Here is a 16,400-nt window from a genome sequence, read left to right on the forward strand (position 1 = left end):
AGATCCTTTCACCACGTGCCTGCCTGACTGTGATGTGCAACAGGCCGGGCCTTTTTATAGGGCGGGGTTTAGAACGATGTGTTACTAAAACCCGCCCTGACCGATCATTCTCAGAACTTGTAATTAACCCGCGTGTACAACGTGCGGCCAAACGGGTCGCCGTATTTCGGGTCGTAGCCGCTCTGGAACGTGTAGGTCTGGTTGCTGAACGGCGGCTCGCGGTCGAACAGGTTTTTCACCCCGAGGGTCACCGCCAGGGTCTTGCGCCAGGTGTAGGTACCGGCCACGTCCCAGACGTTGTACGAACCGACATAATCGTGAGTCTCGCGATCCGAGTCGTGGTAACCGCTGGTGTAGCGGTTGGTCAGGCTCGCGCCAAGCGGGCCGTAGTTCCAGCTGCCGGTCAGGCTGTGACGCCAACGAGCCACGGCGCCGGCCGAGGCAAAGTCGCCGCCACGAAAATCGCCGAGCTTGTCGATGTAGTCGCCCTTGAGCTGCTGCTGATAGTCGTAGCGAGTGACGTAAGTGCCTTGCAGACCGATGCCGAAATCGCCGTACGGTGTGCTCGGCAGGCGATAGTCGAAGCTCACGTCGACGCCGTTGGTCTTGATCTTGCCGAGGTTGGCCAGGCCGGTGACGATGTGATCGATGGAACCATCAGGCTTGCGAATCAGGCGCTCCGGGTACAGCTCCGGGTTCTCGAACACCGCCGATTCAGGGAATTCGGCGATCTGGTTGGCGATGTCAATCCACCAGAAATCCAGCCCGGTGGTCAGGCGATCAAATGGCTGATAAACGAAACCGAGGGTGACGTTGCGCGCAGTTTCCGGGCTCAGATCCTGGTTGCCGCCGGTCCGGCTATAGAACTGCTGAGCGCAGTCGCGGTTGGCAATCCCGCCGTTGCTCGGGTTGCCACCGGCACACAGCCGCGGGTCGTTGTAATTGGCCACGGTGAACGTGGTGAAGTTCGGGTTGTACAACTCGTAAAGCGACGGCGCGCGGAAGCCTTCACTGTAGGCACCGCGAACCACCAGCTCCTTGAACGGCTGGAAGCGGAACGAGTATTTCGGATTGGTGGTGCTGCCGAAGTCGCTGTATTTGTCGTGGCGCACGGCGGCGGACAATTCAAGACTGTCGAGCACCGGCACGTTGACTTCGGCGTACTGCGCCGAGACGCTACGATCCCCTTGCACACTGCCGTTGGGATCCACACCCAGGCTCTGCACGTCGCCGGCAAACGCGGCGAAATCCTGATGGAAGTCTTCCTTGCGGTACTCACCGCCCAGCGCCAGTGCCGAAGGCCCTGCACCGAACCAGTCGCCGATCTCGCGGCTGATACGCCCGTCAATCGCCTTGACCCGGCCCACCGCCGTCGCGTAATCGCCGTCTACCTCATTGGCCGCCAGCAACGCCGAACCCGCAGCCGTCTGCGGGCCGAACGGGTTGATCACACCGTCGGCGATGCCCTGGCTGACGGCGCGGTCGTTCACATAACCACTGCGAATCGTGTTGACCACCTTGTTCTGGTTGTACGACGCGCCGAGGTTGTAATCCCACCCCACCAGCGTGCCGTCGAAGCTCAACAGCAGACGCTGACCGGTGTTGTCATCTTCATGCTGACGGGCACCGACGGCGGTTTCACGCCAGTTCACGTCCACTGGCTGCGTCGGGTCGAGGGCAAAACCGCTCGGGCCGGGCGTAATGCCGTTCCCCGGATAGAACGCGGTGCCAGGATTGACCTGATTGCCCATCAGAGTGCCGGGCCCGATCTGCGTCCGGTTTTCGTTGCGGGCCCAGAAGTATTCGAGGCTGACGTTGTGTTCGTCCGACAGCTTGCCGGTGGCTTTGGCGAAGGCCGAGGTCTTCTCGGTTTCCGGCACCAGATCGAGGTAGTTCCACAGGCTCTGGCGGCAGATACCATTGCGCGACAGCAGCCCCGGCGCATTGCAACCGGAACCGGCCAATGGGTTGGTGGCGTTGCTGCCCTGGCTCCAGTTGGCAGGCGATGCCGTGCCGGAGGTGTAATCAAGACCACGCCCCGGTTGGTAGTTGTAGGTATAACCGCGATCTTCGGCGGCCAGCCGTTGTTGCTTGTCATAACTCACGACACCGAAAACATTGAAGCGATCGTCCTGCAAATCACCAAAACCCCAGCTGCCGCTGAAGTTGCGGCTTTCACCGCCACCGGAATGGGTCGGTGTGTCGTAGTTCGTGCTGATCTGACCTTCGGTGAGGCTGGTCTTGGTGATGAAGTTGATCACCCCGCCGATGGCATCGGTACCGTACAGCGCCGAGGCGCCGTCGCGCAGCACTTCCACCCGGTCGATGGCGGCGAACGGAATGGTGTTGAGATCGACGCCGGAGCCATTTATCGCATTGGTCGCGTTGTTGCTCAGGCGCCGACCGTTGAGCAGCACCAGGGTCTTGTTCGGGCCGATTCCCCGCAGGTCGGCGTAAGACGCCCCGCCGCTGCTCGACCCCACCGAGCGCCCGGAGCCCACCGAAGACTGGTTGGCCGAGATGCGGTTGACCAGCTCTTCGGTGGTGGTCACGCCCTGCTTCTGCAACTCCTCGACCCGCAGAATGGTGACCGGCACAGCGGTTTCAGCATCGACCCGGCGAATCGCGGTGCCGGTGACTTCGACCCGTTGCAGTTGGGTGGTCGGCTCGTTGGCCGTGCTGTCGGCAGCGATGGCCGGCAACGTGTTGATCGCCAGCAGCAAGGCCAGGCTCAAAGGGGATTTAACGGGTGAAAAATGGATCATGAACAGCCATCCCTGCGTTTTGGTTTATGCAGGGATGTGCGATGGCGGATGTTGATTTATAGAGCGCGATTTAGACCGTTGGGTGCTGAGGTTATGCAAAATGCAGCATGACGCTGCATCAGACCAACGCCATTTCCCTGACCAGTCGGGTATCAAGGCTGAACCGCTCCTGCGAGACCATCTTGAACTGCCCCTCTGCCAGGTCACAACTCACCAGCAAGTTCCACGAATGCCGGGTTGCCGCCGACGGAATCAGCACAAACGGATGTTCAGCCAGTAAAGCGTCGGCAAACAATCGCTGATTGGGTGACGGCCGTGCAGGGCTCAGCCAGTAAGGGTTCGGCACTTCTTCGGGCTGCACGATTTTCACCTTTGCGTCGCTGATGACCTCAAAGCACGTCAATACATAAGGTTCGCTGTCCAGGGCATCAAAACTGCGGTTGGCTGCCACCTCAAGAATGGCCGAGGAAGGATCGACGGATGCGTAGACGACGCGTCGTCCTGGTATGTTCCATCGACCGCCTCTGAGCTTTGACCCCATCCCGCTGTCCCACGTCCCTCCATAAACCTCGCGATCCAGCCGCCACGCATACCAATGCTCGTCCCACGGCAATGGGTTCATGGGTAAACCCCGTAGATAAGCTGACTCAGATACTGCTCCACCATCTGAAAACCCAATGGATGCAGGGTCAATCCCAGCGGCACATGACCGTAAAAATAGGTAGAGGGTTTCTGCAGCCAGTCCTCCGCCCGTGGTTGCCCCCCGAAGGCCCGAATGGCTAACTCCAGCACCAATGCATATTGGTAGGCGATGACACTCTGCTGCGGGTCAAGCCGTACCGGTTTGCCTTCCTTCAGCAGCCGCCTTACCGTTCTGACCGACTTGCCAGTGATGAGTTTGACCATGTCGCCTTGCTGATAAAGCTCGGAGGTTGAAAGCATGTCGACGACGTCGTTCAGCTCGAAACCCTCATCGGTAAGCTGAATAATCAGCAGGGCGTCATCACCGATGTTCCGGCCATGCACGAGCAATTCGACAGGCTTGCCCTCGACTTTCTTCAAACCCGCCAACCGGGGCATTTTTGCGCTGGGCAAGGCGACATCCTCCATGGGGCACCTGGCACGATCATCGCGCCACTGATGGCGAGCGGAATAAGCAGGCGTTTCGTATTCGAGGTGTGCAGTTCGCATGATCAATCCATTATCAGAGGCCTGAGTGATAAGGCCGTTAACGACTTCAATGTCATCGCCGATGCTATAGATCACGCTTCCGACGGCCAACCTTAAAAAGTCGTCGGAAATATCCCCGTTTTCGCCCAAAGTCCGGCAACTTCCGTAGGACGCTGCCTGACGCCATTCCGTCCTCAACTGCCGAAGTGATAACTCACATCCAGCCACCACTGGCGCCCGTACGGGTCGTAGTTGCCGGTCGGGTAATACGGCCAGCCCGCCGAGTCGTCATGCTTGACCTGATTGAGCACGTTGTTCACGGTCAGCCCGACACTCGCCCGGTCGTTGAGTTTGTACCGTGCACTGGCGTTGAACACCGTCCACGGCGACAGGCGCCCGTCGCCCGCGCCGTTGGTGACCGAGCCGTAACGAATCCCCATCAGCGTTGCCGTGGCCTTCTGGTAATCCCAGGTCAGGCTGGCGTTGACCTTGCTGCGCCAGTCGTAGTTGGTGCGCGAGGTGCGCCAGTCCTGGGTCGGTGCTTCGTCCGATTCCTTGTAGTAATGCGAGAGCACCAGGGTGTAGCCCAGCGCCGAACTGAACGCGCCGTACTGCCCGGCGCCCCAGCGGATGTTGCTCTTGAAGTCCAGACCGCTGACCCGTTCGCTGGCGGCGTTGATCGCGTTCACCCGCACCCGCTGCAACTGATTGGGATCGACGGCGGCATTGCCGGGATTGCGATCGACGCGTGCCAGGGTCGACTGGCAGTTGGCCGAGTTGATGTCCTGGGTGCCATTGCGGCATTCGTTCTCTTGCTGCAACAGGCGGTTTTCGTCGACGGTGGTCAGCAGGTCATCGATCTCCACTCGCCAGAAATCGGTGGAGAAATCGAAATTGCGCGACGGCGACCAGACGAAACCGTAGGTCCAGGATTTGCCGCGTTCGGATTCCAGATCCGCCGTGCCGCTCTGGGTGTAATCGACGCGCCCACGGTCACAGGCGCCCTCCACGCCCTGGCTGCAACCGTAATAGTCGATCTGTGCCGGGTAGTAGCCGTTGCTGTCGGACTGATAGATGTAGTTCAGGTCCGGGGCGCGGAAACTGGTGCCGTAGCTGCCGCGCACCAAAAGGCTGTTCACCGGCCGCCATTCCAGGCCGAGGTTGTAGGTTTTCTGTTGTTCGGTGCGGCCGCTGAATTTGTATTGGTCCCAGCGCCCTGCCGCTGTGGCCAGCACCGTGTCGGTGACAGGAATGCTGAACTCGCCACCGGCCGCGTAACGCTTGCGCGAGCCGCCGGAGCTTTGCGCCGGGGACACGCCGTAGAAACTGCCGTCATTGAGGCTGTCATCCGGGTCGATGCGATATTCCTGCTTGCCCGCCTCCAGCACCCCGGCGAATCCCACCGGGCCGGCCGGCAGGTCAAACAAATCGCCGTTGACCGAAGCGTTGTAACTCGTGGACACCGACTTGCTGCTCTGCGTCAGGTTGCCGCGAAACTTCTCCCATTCCTGGGTTGTCAGGGGCCGGTCGAGGCGCGAGGCATCCGGCGCGAACACCGGGTAACCGTCGCGGGTGCCCAGTTGCGGACCGAGGTAGAAATCCTGGATCGACGACAGCGGCGTGTAACGCGTGGTGCGAACGCTTTTGTACTCGGATCGGTTGGCCGCCAGTTCATAGTTCCACCCGGTGTCGGCGATCTTGTCCGAAAGGCCCAGGGTGCCGGTCCAGGAGGTGTCGCGCCACTTGCTGTTGTTGCTGGTGCGCCCACCGATTTCCTCTTCGCCGAAGCGTCGATACCAACGCTCCAGATTGCCGCTGTTCTGGTTGATGAAATCCGGCGAAGTGAAGCTCGGGCCACGGGTGTTGTTCTGGATGTGATCGAGGCCGTACATCAGATCGGCGAAGACCTGGCCGCTGTCGCTGAAATGCCAGGTGCCACGGGTGTAGCCGTCGTAGTTTTCCTTTTGCGTCTGCACCGTCCAGTAATCGTTGTACATCTGGTCGGTGCGGCAACGTCCGCCGCTGTTGAACAGCTTGTTGTCGAACGTGCCCTGATAGGCGCCGCAACCTGGCCCCAGATAGCGATTGTTGGTCAGGTCGCGACGGTAGCCGACATCCGCCAGCGGTCCGCTCTGCATGAAGCCGCGATCATCGGCCCAGATCGGATCGCGGTTGGTCAGTTCAAGTCCGAACAAACCGTCGAAGTCGCCCCAACTGCCGCCGCCGCTGATCTGCAAACGCTGGTTGTCACCGCCGCCGCGCTCGCTGGTGCCGCCCTTGAGATTGACGTCGACGCCATTCATTTTGTCCTTGAGGATGATGTTCACCACCCCGGCAATCGCGTCCGAACCGTAGATCGCCGACGCGCCGCTGCTGAGCACTTCGATGCGGTCGATGATCGCCGACGGAATGTTCGCAAGGTTGGTGAAGTTGACCTTGCCGTCGTATGGCGTCGGGTAATCGGCGACCCGCCGGCCATTGATCAGCACCAGCGTGTGGTTGGGCCCGAGACCGCGCAGGTTGAGGGCGCTGGCGGCCGGTTGCCAGGTGTTGCCGTAGTCTTCGCCCTGGGTCATGCCGGTGTTCTGGGTTTGCGTGGCGAGGGCGTCGTAGACGTTCTTGTAGCCGCGCGCTTCCATTTCTTCGTGGGTGATGACGTTGACCGGCGTCGCACCATCGCTCTGCGCCCGGGCGATCCGCGAGCCGGTGACGGTGACTTTTTCCATTCGGTAATCGGCGCTGCTGGCGGGCGCCACGGCAGCCGCCTTGACCGGCGCGACGCCCGGCGCATCAGCGGGGCGAATGCTCAGGCCCTGGCTGCCCTGCTCGACTTGCAGGCCGCTGCCGATCAGTGCTTTCTCTACCGCCTGACGGCCACCCAATGCGCCGCGCACCGCACTGCTGCGCTTGCCCTGCACCAGATTCTGACTGAAGGAAATCGGCACGCCGGTCTGCCGCGAGATGTCCAGCAGCACCTCGTCGAGAGCGCCTGCGGCAATGTCGAAGGTAAACACCTGAGTGGCGGCGTCTTGTGCCAGAACGGTGGTCGGGACAATGCCCGCCGCCAGCACGATGGCCAGCGTCAGGCGGGACAATTGTTGTTGTTTGAATGAGAACATCGAGGGGCTTCCCTGTTGAAGGCGTCTGCAGGGAATGAGCAGCGGGCCGGCGCTTTTTATAGGGGGACGGATAGACCGGGAAGTTATGGATTTATAACCGTGCTTCGATGCTGACCCAGTACGGGTTGTGCCAGGTGACGCGGATCGGCAGCGAACGCTCCAGCAGTTGCAGCGTGCGGTCGCTGTCGTCCAGTGGATAGAGACCGCTGAGGCGCAAACCGGCGACCTCGGGGCTCAGGTGCAGGATGCCGCGACGGTAGCTGCGCAGGCTGTCGATGACTTCGCTCAAAGGGCGATCACGCACTTCAAGCCGCCCTTGCACCCAGGCACTTTCCTGTCCTTTGCTGCGTTCCAGCGCGAGGATTTCCTGCCTGTTGAACAGTAGACTTTCGCCCGCCTCCACCACTTGCCGCGCGCCGCTGGCGGTGACCACTTCGACCTGTGAATGCAGCATCACCAGCCGCGTTGAATCGTCACCGCGCTGCACCAGGAACTTGGTCCCGAGCGCACGCATCCGCCCGTGCTCGGTTTCGACCACAAACGGTCGGGCCAGATTTTTCGCCACATCGATCAGCAGCTCACCGCTGCGCAAGTCCAGCAAACGTTCGAGATTGTTGAAGCGCGGCACCACGCGGCTGCGGGCATTGAGGGTCAGAGCGCTGCCATCCTCCAGCGTGAATTCCCGACGCTCGCTGGTACCGGTCGACAACTCGCCAGCCTCGGGCAACCAGCCATAACGTCGACCGAGCAAACCGGCCAGCACCGCGATACCGAGCACACTCAAACTGCCACTGAGGAATCGGCATCGACTGGACGGTGCATTCAAGCTGTGCAGCACACTCTCACGCGGCAAGCCGCGCAGGTTCGAATGGCGCAGCAGATTCAGCCCGCCACCCATTTGCTCGATGATCTGCTGATGCCGTGGATCCGCCGTGCGCCAGGCGTCGAAGGCCGCACGCTCCTGCAAGCTGACGTGCCCCGATTGCAGCAGTGCCATCCATTGCGCGGCTTCGTCGATCAGCGTTTCGTCCGGCCTCATGCCTGCATCGCCTGATAGCAACGCTTGAACGCTTCGACCATGTATTGCTGCACGCGGCTGGTGGACACGCCGAGGCGTTCGCCGATTTCGCTGTAGGTCAGGCCGTCGAGCTGGTGATAGAGAAACGCAGCCTTGGCCTTGGCCGACAAACCATTGAGCAAGCGATCCACCGCCAGCAGCGTTTCGATCACCAACTCCCGTTCCTCGGGCGACGGATGCACCGGTTCCGGCGCCATTGCCAGGCTTTGCAGGTAAGCGCGCTCCAGATCCTGCCGGCGCCAGCCTTCATAGACCAGCCGCCGGGCAATCGTGGTCAGCAGCGCGCGGGGTTCGCGAATCGCCAGCGGATCGGGCAGCGCCAGGACCCGAAGAAAAGTTTCCGAAGCAATATCCTGTGCACTATGCGGGCAGCCGAGGGTACGGCTGACCGCTGCGCACAACCATCGGTAGTCCTTTTGGAACATTTGCCCGATGACCTGGTAATGCGGGTTGTGACTCCCCATGCCTTACTCCCTGAAAACGGGCTCCACCCGCTGCGAAAATCCATGGATACGCCGGGATCTTCCGGCGGTGATCAGGGGTGCGACTGTGCTATAGCGCCTGAGACATTTGAAGTAATAAAAAATCAGGATCAACAAACCTTTGAGAATAAGGCACGCCGTCGGCACGGCAACATTGGCTGACACAACGTTGATCTCGATCAGTGGCGCCCCCCACGCCAGTCTCTAACCTTGCGCCTCCATCGATAGCCACGGACGGCTCACCGGGAGCCTGCGGCTGACCTTTCAAGGAAGAGCAATCATGCGATCACTCAACATCATTCTTCTATCGTCGGCGTTCAACGGCCTGACCCAACGCGCCTGGCTGGAACTGCGTCAGGCCGGGCATTCACCCAGCGTGGTGCTGTTCACCGATGAAGCCGCCGTGTGCGAGCAGATCGAAAACAGCGGCGCTGACCTGGTGATCTGTCCGTTCCTCAAGGATCGCGTTCCCCACGCGCTGTGGAGCAATCCGCAGCGTCCGGTGGTGATCATTCACCCCGGCATCGTCGGCGATCGCGGTGCCAGCGCACTGGACTGGGCGATCATGCGCGAGCTGCCGTCCTGGGGCGTGACCGCCCTGCAAGCGGTAGAGGAAATGGACGCCGGCCCGGTCTGGGCCACCTTTGAATTCAACTTGCCAACGGGCCTGCGTAAATCCGAGCTGTACAACGGTCGGGTCAGCGACGCGGCGATCCGTTGCATCCGTGAAGTGGTGGAGAAATTCATCGACGGCTTCGAGCCGGTGGCGCTGGATTACAACGATCCGACAGTGCGCGGGCGCTTGCAGCCGAACATGAAACAGGACGACCGCACCTTCAGCTGGCACGACTGTTCGCGCTTCATCAAGCGCTGCATCGACGCGGCGGACGGCCAGCCCGGCGTACTTGCCAGCCTCGCCGGCGGGAAGTATTACGTGTACGACGCGCACCTCGATCAGCGCACCGGCATGCCCGGCGAGATTCTCGCGGTACACGACGACGCGGTCTTGGTGGCGACCGGTGATCACAGCCTGTGGATCGGCTCGCTGCGACGCAAACCGCAATCGGGCGAAGAAACCTTCAAGCGTCCGGCGCGGCATGTGCTGGCCGGAAAACTGGCGCACGTGCCGGTGCTGGACTGGTCGATTGCCAACGCACCGTTCAGCGACGAGCCGTATCAGCCGATCCGTTATCGCGAGTCAGGCCGGGTCGGCGAGTTGACGCTGGAGTTCTACAACGGCGCGATGAGCACCGAGCAATGCCGGCGCATGGTCGAGGCGCTGCGTTGGGCCAAATCACGCGACACTCAGGTGCTGTTGATCAAGGGTGGACGCGGCAGTTTTTCCAATGGCGTGCATCTGAACGTGATCCAGGCCGCCGAAGATCCGGGTGCCGAAGCCTGGGCCAATATCCAGGCCATCGATGATGTGTGCGAAGAATTGCTCAGCGCACGGCAACTGGTGGTCAGCGGGGTTACCGGCAATGCCGGCGCTGGCGGTGTGATGCTCGCCCTGGCGGCTGACATCGTGTTCGCCCGTGCTGACATCGTGCTCAACCCGCATTACAAGAGCATGGGCCTGTACGGCTCGGAATACTGGACTTACAGCCTGCCCCGCGCCGTCGGCCCGGCCATGGCGGAACAATTGACCCAGGCCTGCCTGCCGGTCAGCGCTGCGCAGGCGCTGCAACTGGGCATGGTTCAGGAAATCGGCCCGCGCTGCCCGGACGAGTTCTCGCTGTGGCTGCTGCAACGGGCCAACAGTGTGCTGAGCGATCCGACTTATGCAGCGGTGCGGGAGCGTAAGTTGCGGGTCGATCATGTGTTGATTCGTCAGTGCCGCGAAGCCGAGTTGCAGGAGATGCAGGAAGACATGCTGTACAACCGCAATCAGTTTGCCGAGAAGTGCCGCAACTTTGTGTACAAGCGAAAGACTTGCTGTACGCCGGCGCGGTTGGTGGAGGAATGGGCGCGGGTGGTTGAGACCGATCTGGTCAGTTGATCGGCGGTGCCTGTTTTTCCCCTCACCCTAGCCCTCTCCCCCAGGAGAGGGAACTGATCCGGGGATATTGACGAGATACATCGACTTGGAATATCTGCTTTGAATCCATAATCGACTCGGTCTTTCAGGTCGATGTATAGCGCAAGACAACTCGGTCGATCCCCTCTCCCTCGGGGAGAGGGCTAGGGTGAGGGCGCTTTTGCCTTACAATGCGCGCACCTCAACCACCGGCCCGCCCATGGACATCGACCTCGCCCGCACCTTTCTGGAAATCGTCCGCCACGGCAGCCTCGCCGCGGCGGCGGAAAAGCTGTTCGTCACGCAAACGGCAATCACCGCCCGCGTCCAGAAACTCGAAAGCCAGCTGGGCAGCACGCTGTTCGTGCGCAACCGCGCCGGTGCGCGGCTGACCGCCAACGGCGAGGCCTTTGTGGTCTACGCCAATCAGCTGGTGCAGACCTGGGAAGCCGCGCGCCGCGACCTGCCCTTGCCCGAGGGCTATCACAACGTGCTGCACATCGGCGGCGAGGTCAGCCTGTGCAACCCATTGATGCTCAGTTGGGCTGCCGAGCTGCGAGAGAAAATCCCCGGCCACGCCTTGCGCATGGACATCCGCGACGGCGAAAACCTGCTGCGCCAGCTCGAACTAGGCGTACTCGATGCCGCGCTGGTCTATCAACCGGAATACTGGCCAGGACTGCAGGTCGAGCAGGTGCTGGAGGAGAAACTGATTCTGGTGACCACGCCCGGCCGCCCTGCCCCCTACGTGTACATCGATTGGGGCCCGGACTTCCGCCGCCAGCACGACGCCGCCCTGCCGGAAAAGGCCAAGGCCGCCCTGAGCTTCAACCTCGGCCCGCTGGCCCTGCAATACATTCTCGAGAACGGCGGCAGCGGCTATTTCCGGACCCGGGTCGTGCGCACCTACCTGGAAAGCGGCGCGCTGGAGCCGGTGACCAAAGCCCCGGAATTCGGCTACCCGACCTACCTCGTCTACTCCCGCGACCGTGACTCGGCGATCCTGCAACAGGCGTTCGACCTGCTGCGCGAGGTGATCAGGGCCGATGACGACTGGTCGCAGCGCTGGAACCCGTTGAGCTGACGGCCGCTATGCACCGGAGCATGGCACTTGTGACCTGAAGGTTGGCCCTGCACAAACGGCGGGATCGGCTACGCTGCCGGGATAACGACAATATCCGCAGGTGACCGCAGTGAGGCAGACCACCGAGGCTTTTCGCAGCCGCTACCGTGCGGCGATCCATCCCCGCTACAACCCGTGGCTGCACGGTGCGTTCGTGCTGCTGTTCGGCGTGCTGGCCATCGGCGCGTTCTGGAGCAGCGTGCACCAGGTGCAACCGCTGGAATGGCTGACCGTGCCGCTGACCCTGCTGTTCTTCAATTTCGGCGTGTACATGGTTCACCGCCACCTCGGCCATCATAAAAAGAGCTTCGCGCGGATGTTCTACGCCCGACATGCCGGCGACCATCACAGCTTTTTCACCCCCGGCCACATGACCTACGACGGCGCCCGCGACTGGCGGGTGATTCTGTTCCCCGCCTGGCTGATCGTGCTGCACACGCTGGTGATCACCCTGCCCCTGTGGTGGCTGTTCGCGCAGATCAACGGCAATGTGGCCGGGCTGTTCGGCGGCTGCATGGTGTTCGGTTACCTGACCTATGAAGTGTTTCACGCCTGCGAGCATCTGCCGCCGCAGAACCCGCTGACCCGCCTGCCGTGGATCCGCCAGATGCGCCGTCTGCACGAGCTGCATCACCGTCGCGAGCGCATGCAGGAGCGTAATTTCAATATCGTTTTTCCGCTGATGGACTACCTGTTCGGCACCCTCTACTGGGAGCCGGAAACCGCCCCTCTGACCGATTCGAGAACGCCGATGACCCGCATGCAGCACACCGTCGACATTGCCGGCGATCCGATCGCCGTCCTCGCTTACGCCGCCACCGTCAGTCGCTGGCCGGAGTGGCACCCGTCTTCACTGAAGATCGACGGCCCCAGCGGTGCGCTACATGCCGGTGCGCGATTCGACGAGGACATTCACGCTGGCGGGCGTGAGGGGCATTTGCGCTGGGAGGTCACCGAATACCTGCCGGGCCGGCGCTGGTGTGCCCGGGCCCAAAGTGATCAGGGTCTGTCGTTGCGGCTGACCTATGAATGCTCGGCGCACAACGATGCCACTCGGTTTGTGCGAACCCTCGATTATCAGTTCGAGGGCATTGGCCTGCGCATTGCCAACCACTTGCTGCTCAAGCCTCGCATCGAGCGCGAATCGGCGGCTTCGATGCTGGCCCTGCGTGACATGGCGACCCGGCACCTCGCTCTCGCGGGAGCCCACGTGTGAGATGGCGTTATCTGCTGTTGCTGCTGATTGTCGGCGTTCTGGCCTTTTTGTTGTTGATGCCGACCAAGGTCGAGCCCGTGGCCTGGACGCCGCAACCGGCGCCCTCGCTGACCGAAGGCCAGTACGCTGACAATCAGCGGCTCAAGGGTGCGGCGCAAGTCGGCCCGAGCAACATCGAAGGCCCGGAAGCGCTGCTGCTGGAAAACGACTTTCTGATCACCGGGCTGCACGACGGACGCCTGCTGCGCACCAGTCTCGACGGTCAGCAGCGCAAGGTGCTGGCGGATACCGGCGGCCGGCCGCTGGGGCTGGCGCGGCATCCCAACGGTTTGCTGGTGATCGCCGACGGGGTCAAGGGTTTGCTGTCGCTCGATGCGCAGGGTCAACTGGTGGCGCTGACCACCGAGGCCAATGGCTTGCCGTTCGGTTTCACCGATGACGTGGCCATCGACAAGTCCGGGCATTACGCCTACTTCAGCGATGCCACGAGTCGCTGGGGTTACGGCCACGATGGCGAAGCGATCATCGAGCATGGCGGCGACGGACGCCTGCTGCGTTATGACTTCCAGACCGGCAAAACCGTCGTGCTGCTCGACAAACTGGAATTCGCAAACGGCGTGACGCTCGGCCCCGATGACGCCTATGTGCTGGTCAACGAAACCGGCGCCTACCGCATCAGCCGCTATTGGCTGACCGGGCCCAAGGCCGGCACCCATGACCTGTTCATCGACAACCTGCCGGGGCTACCGGACAACCTCGCGTTCAACGGCCGGGACCGTTTCTGGGTGGCGCTGTACACACCGCGCAATCCGCTGCTGGATCGCACGGCTGAACACCCGTTCGTACGCAAGATGATCGTGCGGGCCATGACTGTACTGCCCAAACCGGTGGAGAAGCGCGGGTTCGTGCTGGGCCTGGATCTGGACGGCAAAGTGATCGCCAATCTGCAGGATGCCAGCGCCGGCAATTACTCGCCGATCACCACGGTGCGCGAGTATGGCGAGTGGTTGTATTTCGGCTCGCTGAAGGCGACGCACATGGCGCGGATGCCTCTCGAGGCAGCCTTGAAGTGAGGCGATGGCAGCCGGTCAGTTACTGGATCGATCGAACTTGTCCGGATCCTCATCCTCCGGCACTTCCTCGCTCTTGCGTTCCTCTTCAGGATTACGGACGGTGTGCGCCGGACTGTTCGGCTCGGGATGGGTGGGTACCGGGTCGAATGCACCCTGCTCTTCACTGGGGAATTTTGGATCTTTCATAAGGCACCTCGTTGAGAGTCGCAATGTGAAGACTCTGAACATTCGAGGTGCCGGTCGGGGCTGTCGTTCCAGTCGTTTCACCAGCGAGGGCCGGTGGCGCGACTGACGGTCAGGTTCGAGCCTGCAACTGCTCGACGATCTTGTCCTTGACCTGCAGGCGTTTCTCTTTGAGTTTCTTCAGGGTGTCGTCGCTCGGCGCATCCGAGGTCGCCGTCTCGGCCTTGACGACTTCGGCGTCCGCCTGGGAATACTTGTTGATCAGTGCATCCAGATGTGGATCCGCGGTGCGTCGTTGCTGGATCTCTTCCTTTGTCAGTTTCAAGTCCTGTAACAAATCATGGGTCACCGGCATGGAACACCTCCGTCAGTTGATCGGTAGCCAACGCGACCGATTGCGCTGGCCAGGTATCAGAATGGCCTTGGTTGACCGGTTCTGTCGACCACCTGTCAGACCAGCGGTGCCCGTTCGTCGCCCTTTCGCAAATGCGATAAAACCTTTGGTCGACCAATTCCCTCCATTGAATAACGCTCACAAAAACCTGCGTGGAGAAGCACCAATGGACGGATTCAAACTGCGTCATCTTTTTCTGGCCGTTGCGTTGAGCACCGGCATGGGCTCGGCCTTTGCTGCCACCGACAACGACTTCGTCGACAACGCTGCTGCCGGCGGCATCGCCGAGATCGAAACCAGTCGCCTTGCGCTGGAGAAGAGTCAGTCGGCCGACATCAGGGCCTTCGCCAACATGATGATCACCGACCACGGCAAAGCCAACGATGAACTGGCGACGATTGCCAAGGCCAACGACATCGAAGTGCCGGATACCACGACGCTGGTCAAACAGGCCAAGGAAAAAATCCTCGACATGCGCGATGAGTCGTTCGATGCCGCCTATGCCAACAATCAGGTGAAGGCCCACGAAGAAACCATCGAGCTGTTCAAGAAACAAGCCAACACCGTGACCGATGACAAGGTCAAAGGCGCCACCGAACTCAAAGCCTTTGCGCAGAAAATGCTGCCCGGTCTGGAAAAACACCTGGCCGCCGCCAAAGAGCTACAGGCCAAACACCCCAGCAAGTAACCGCCAGGTACTCAAAGAGGCCGCCTCCATTGGACGCGGCCTCTTTGCGTTGGGGCCTTGTTGCAGGCAAAAGATCAGCATTTCCGGCCACGCCGACTAGAGTTACCGGTGCATTGCTTGCGGCAGATCAAAAATATCCTCGCGGGAACGAACAACTATTTCGAACGGCCAGGGTCATTCACTTCGCGCCGGTCATTTTCCGAAGAACCGGCCCCCAATTCGCAATGGAGCAACAGGCACATGGCAGCACTGCAGAACAGCACACTCGATGCGATGAAAAACAAACAGGCACAACTGCTGGGCGAATGGATCAACGGGCTGCAAGCCAGCGGTGCTACCCGCAACATCAAAGAACACGACATACAGCAACAAACCAGCGAATTCCTGCAACTGGTGGTCAGCGGCCTGGAAAACGACAGCGGCACCAACATCACCGCGCCGGGCTGGGAAGGCATGCGCCAGTTCCTCGAAAAACTCTCCCACAGCCGCGCCCAGCTCGGTCAGGATTCGCAGCAGACCGCCAGCTTCATCTTCTCGCTCAAGGGCCCGCTGTTCGCCCTGCTGCAAAACCATTACCAGAACCAGCCCGCCCTGCTCGCCGAACAGCTTTGGGAAATCTCCGAACTGTTCGATGCTTTCGGCCTGTACACCATTCGCACGTTCCAGAAATCCCGTGAAGCAGTGATCAAGCGCCAGCAGGAAGAACTGCTGGAGTTGTCGACCCCGGTGGTCAAACTGTGGGATGGCGTGCTCGCCCTGCCGATGATCGGCACACTCGATTCACAGCGCACCCAAGTGGTAATGGAATCGCTGCTGCAACGCATCGTCGACACCGGTTCGGAAATCGCCATCATCGACATCACTGGCGTGCCGACCGTCGACACGCTGGTCGCCCAACACCTGCTCAAGACCGTGACCGCGATCCGCCTGATGGGCGCCGATTGCATCATCAGCGGCGTGCGTCCGCAGATTGCCCAGACCATCGTCCATCTGGGCCTGGATCTGCAGGGCGTGGTCACCAAAGCCAATCTGGCCGACGCACTGAAGCTGGCCCTGACCCGTCTGGGCATCACCCTCACCAAGACGGTCTGA

General features: G+C 61.2%; 14 protein-coding genes. 6 read left to right on the forward strand and 8 right to left on the reverse strand.

Translation table 11 applies throughout. The features are described from left to right. Window positions 1–110 precede the first annotated feature (110 nt). The 6 genes from ABFB52_RS16300 to ABFB52_RS16325 all read right to left on the reverse strand — a co-directional run bounded on the left by ABFB52_RS16300 (window position 111) and on the right by ABFB52_RS16325 (window position 8,596). Window positions 111–2,765 carry a TonB-dependent receptor gene (locus ABFB52_RS16300; protein WP_129973516.1) on the reverse strand — a complete coding sequence of 885 codons (2,655 nt, stop codon included), beginning with the start codon at window positions 2,763–2,765 and terminating at the stop codon, window positions 111–113. Between the two features lie 118 nt (window positions 2,766–2,883). Next, complete coding sequence (locus ABFB52_RS16305) at window positions 2,884–3,387, reverse strand: RES family NAD+ phosphorylase (protein ID WP_102687613.1); 504 nt, start codon at window positions 3,385–3,387, stop codon at window positions 2,884–2,886. Continuing rightward, complete coding sequence (locus ABFB52_RS16310) at window positions 3,384–3,875, reverse strand: antitoxin Xre/MbcA/ParS toxin-binding domain-containing protein (RefSeq protein ID WP_085745851.1); 492 nt, start codon at window positions 3,873–3,875, stop codon at window positions 3,384–3,386. The genes ABFB52_RS16305 and ABFB52_RS16310 overlap by 4 nt, the downstream gene beginning before the upstream one ends. Window positions 3,876–4,129: 254 nt before the next feature. Beyond that, window positions 4,130–7,054, reverse strand: a complete 2,925-nt coding sequence (locus ABFB52_RS16315; RefSeq protein WP_129973517.1) for a TonB-dependent receptor — start codon at window positions 7,052–7,054, stop codon at window positions 4,130–4,132. A gap of 91 nt (window positions 7,055–7,145) precedes the next feature. After that, window positions 7,146–8,093: a FecR family protein gene (locus ABFB52_RS16320; protein WP_129973518.1), complete on the reverse strand. Its 948-nt coding sequence runs from the start codon at window positions 8,091–8,093 to the stop codon at window positions 7,146–7,148. Beyond that, entirely contained in the window at window positions 8,090–8,596 is a 507-nt protein-coding gene (locus tag ABFB52_RS16325; RefSeq protein ID WP_085745475.1) for a sigma-70 family RNA polymerase sigma factor, read from the reverse strand. The genes ABFB52_RS16320 and ABFB52_RS16325 overlap by 4 nt, the downstream gene beginning before the upstream one ends. Before the next feature lie 298 nt (window positions 8,597–8,894). Here ABFB52_RS16325 and ABFB52_RS16330 point away from each other — a divergent pair, with 298 nt between their 5' ends. The 4 genes from ABFB52_RS16330 (at window position 8,895) to ABFB52_RS16345 (ending at window position 14,043) form a co-directional block, all read left to right on the forward strand. Further along, a complete protein-coding gene (locus ABFB52_RS16330; protein WP_129973519.1) occupies window positions 8,895–10,613 on the forward strand; it encodes a hydrogenase maturation protein in 1,719 nt (572 codons plus the stop codon). Window positions 10,614–10,851: 238 nt separating this feature from the next. Beyond that, the gene (locus ABFB52_RS16335; protein WP_085610473.1) at window positions 10,852–11,715 is read left to right on the forward strand and encodes a LysR family transcriptional regulator; all 864 of its coding nucleotides are present in this window, start codon (window positions 10,852–10,854) and stop codon (window positions 11,713–11,715) included. 109 nt (window positions 11,716–11,824) lie between these two features. Beyond that, entirely contained in the window at window positions 11,825–12,970 is a 1,146-nt protein-coding gene (locus tag ABFB52_RS16340) for a sterol desaturase family protein (protein ID WP_129973520.1), read from the forward strand. Next, on the forward strand, window positions 12,967–14,043 hold the full coding sequence (locus ABFB52_RS16345) for an SMP-30/gluconolactonase/LRE family protein (protein ID WP_129973521.1): 1,077 nt from the start codon (window positions 12,967–12,969) through the stop codon (window positions 14,041–14,043). The genes ABFB52_RS16340 and ABFB52_RS16345 overlap by 4 nt, the downstream gene beginning before the upstream one ends. 15 nt (window positions 14,044–14,058) lie before the next feature. On the opposite strand, the gene ABFB52_RS16350 is transcribed toward ABFB52_RS16345, so the two are convergent. Both ABFB52_RS16350 and ABFB52_RS16355 read right to left on the reverse strand, forming a co-directional pair. After that, window positions 14,059–14,229 (reverse strand): hypothetical protein, encoded by a 171-nt coding sequence (locus tag ABFB52_RS16350; protein ID WP_007959467.1) that lies wholly within the window; start codon window positions 14,227–14,229, stop codon window positions 14,059–14,061. Window positions 14,230–14,338: 109 nt separating this feature from the next. After that, window positions 14,339–14,581 carry a DUF465 domain-containing protein gene (locus tag ABFB52_RS16355; RefSeq protein WP_007959466.1) on the reverse strand — a complete coding sequence of 81 codons (243 nt, stop codon included), beginning with the start codon at window positions 14,579–14,581 and terminating at the stop codon, window positions 14,339–14,341. A gap of 205 nt (window positions 14,582–14,786) precedes the next feature. On the opposite strand from ABFB52_RS16355, the gene ABFB52_RS16360 reads away from it, so the two are divergent. Then, complete coding sequence (locus ABFB52_RS16360; protein ID WP_129973522.1) at window positions 14,787–15,308, forward strand: DUF4142 domain-containing protein; 522 nt, start codon at window positions 14,787–14,789, stop codon at window positions 15,306–15,308. A gap of 240 nt (window positions 15,309–15,548) precedes the next feature. Beyond that, on the forward strand, window positions 15,549–16,400 hold the full coding sequence (locus tag ABFB52_RS16365; protein WP_085745471.1) for an STAS domain-containing protein: 852 nt from the start codon (window positions 15,549–15,551) through the stop codon (window positions 16,398–16,400).

The organism is Pseudomonas sp. 9.2(2024) (genome assembly GCF_039695385.1).
Lineage (GTDB): Bacteria > Pseudomonadota > Gammaproteobacteria > Pseudomonadales > Pseudomonadaceae > Aquipseudomonas > Aquipseudomonas paraglycinae.

Excerpts from the sequence above, each read along its gene's own strand:
- ABFB52_RS16350 (WP_007959467.1), bottom strand. The coding sequence starts at position 14,229 with ATGAAAGATCCAAAATTCCCCAGTGAAGAGCAGGGTGCATTCGACCCG.
- ABFB52_RS16365 (WP_085745471.1), top strand. The coding sequence starts at position 15,549 with ATGGCAGCACTGCAGAACAGCACACTCGATGCGATGAAAAACAAACAG.
- ABFB52_RS16335 (WP_085610473.1), top strand. The coding sequence starts at position 10,852 with ATGGACATCGACCTCGCCCGCACCTTTCTGGAAATCGTCCGCCACGGC.
- ABFB52_RS16320 (WP_129973518.1), bottom strand. The coding sequence starts at position 8,093 with ATGAGGCCGGACGAAACGCTGATCGACGAAGCCGCGCAATGGATGGCA.
- ABFB52_RS16325 (WP_085745475.1), bottom strand. The coding sequence starts at position 8,596 with ATGGGGAGTCACAACCCGCATTACCAGGTCATCGGGCAAATGTTCCAA.
- ABFB52_RS16330 (WP_129973519.1), top strand. The coding sequence starts at position 8,895 with ATGCGATCACTCAACATCATTCTTCTATCGTCGGCGTTCAACGGCCTG.
- ABFB52_RS16360 (WP_129973522.1), top strand. The coding sequence starts at position 14,787 with ATGGACGGATTCAAACTGCGTCATCTTTTTCTGGCCGTTGCGTTGAGC.
- ABFB52_RS16310 (WP_085745851.1), bottom strand. The coding sequence starts at position 3,875 with ATGGAGGATGTCGCCTTGCCCAGCGCAAAAATGCCCCGGTTGGCGGGT.
- ABFB52_RS16300 (WP_129973516.1), bottom strand. The coding sequence starts at position 2,765 with ATGATCCATTTTTCACCCGTTAAATCCCCTTTGAGCCTGGCCTTGCTG.
- ABFB52_RS16315 (WP_129973517.1), bottom strand. The coding sequence starts at position 7,054 with ATGTTCTCATTCAAACAACAACAATTGTCCCGCCTGACGCTGGCCATC.
- ABFB52_RS16305 (WP_102687613.1), bottom strand. The coding sequence starts at position 3,387 with ATGAACCCATTGCCGTGGGACGAGCATTGGTATGCGTGGCGGCTGGAT.
- ABFB52_RS16355 (WP_007959466.1), bottom strand. The coding sequence starts at position 14,581 with ATGCCGGTGACCCATGATTTGTTACAGGACTTGAAACTGACAAAGGAA.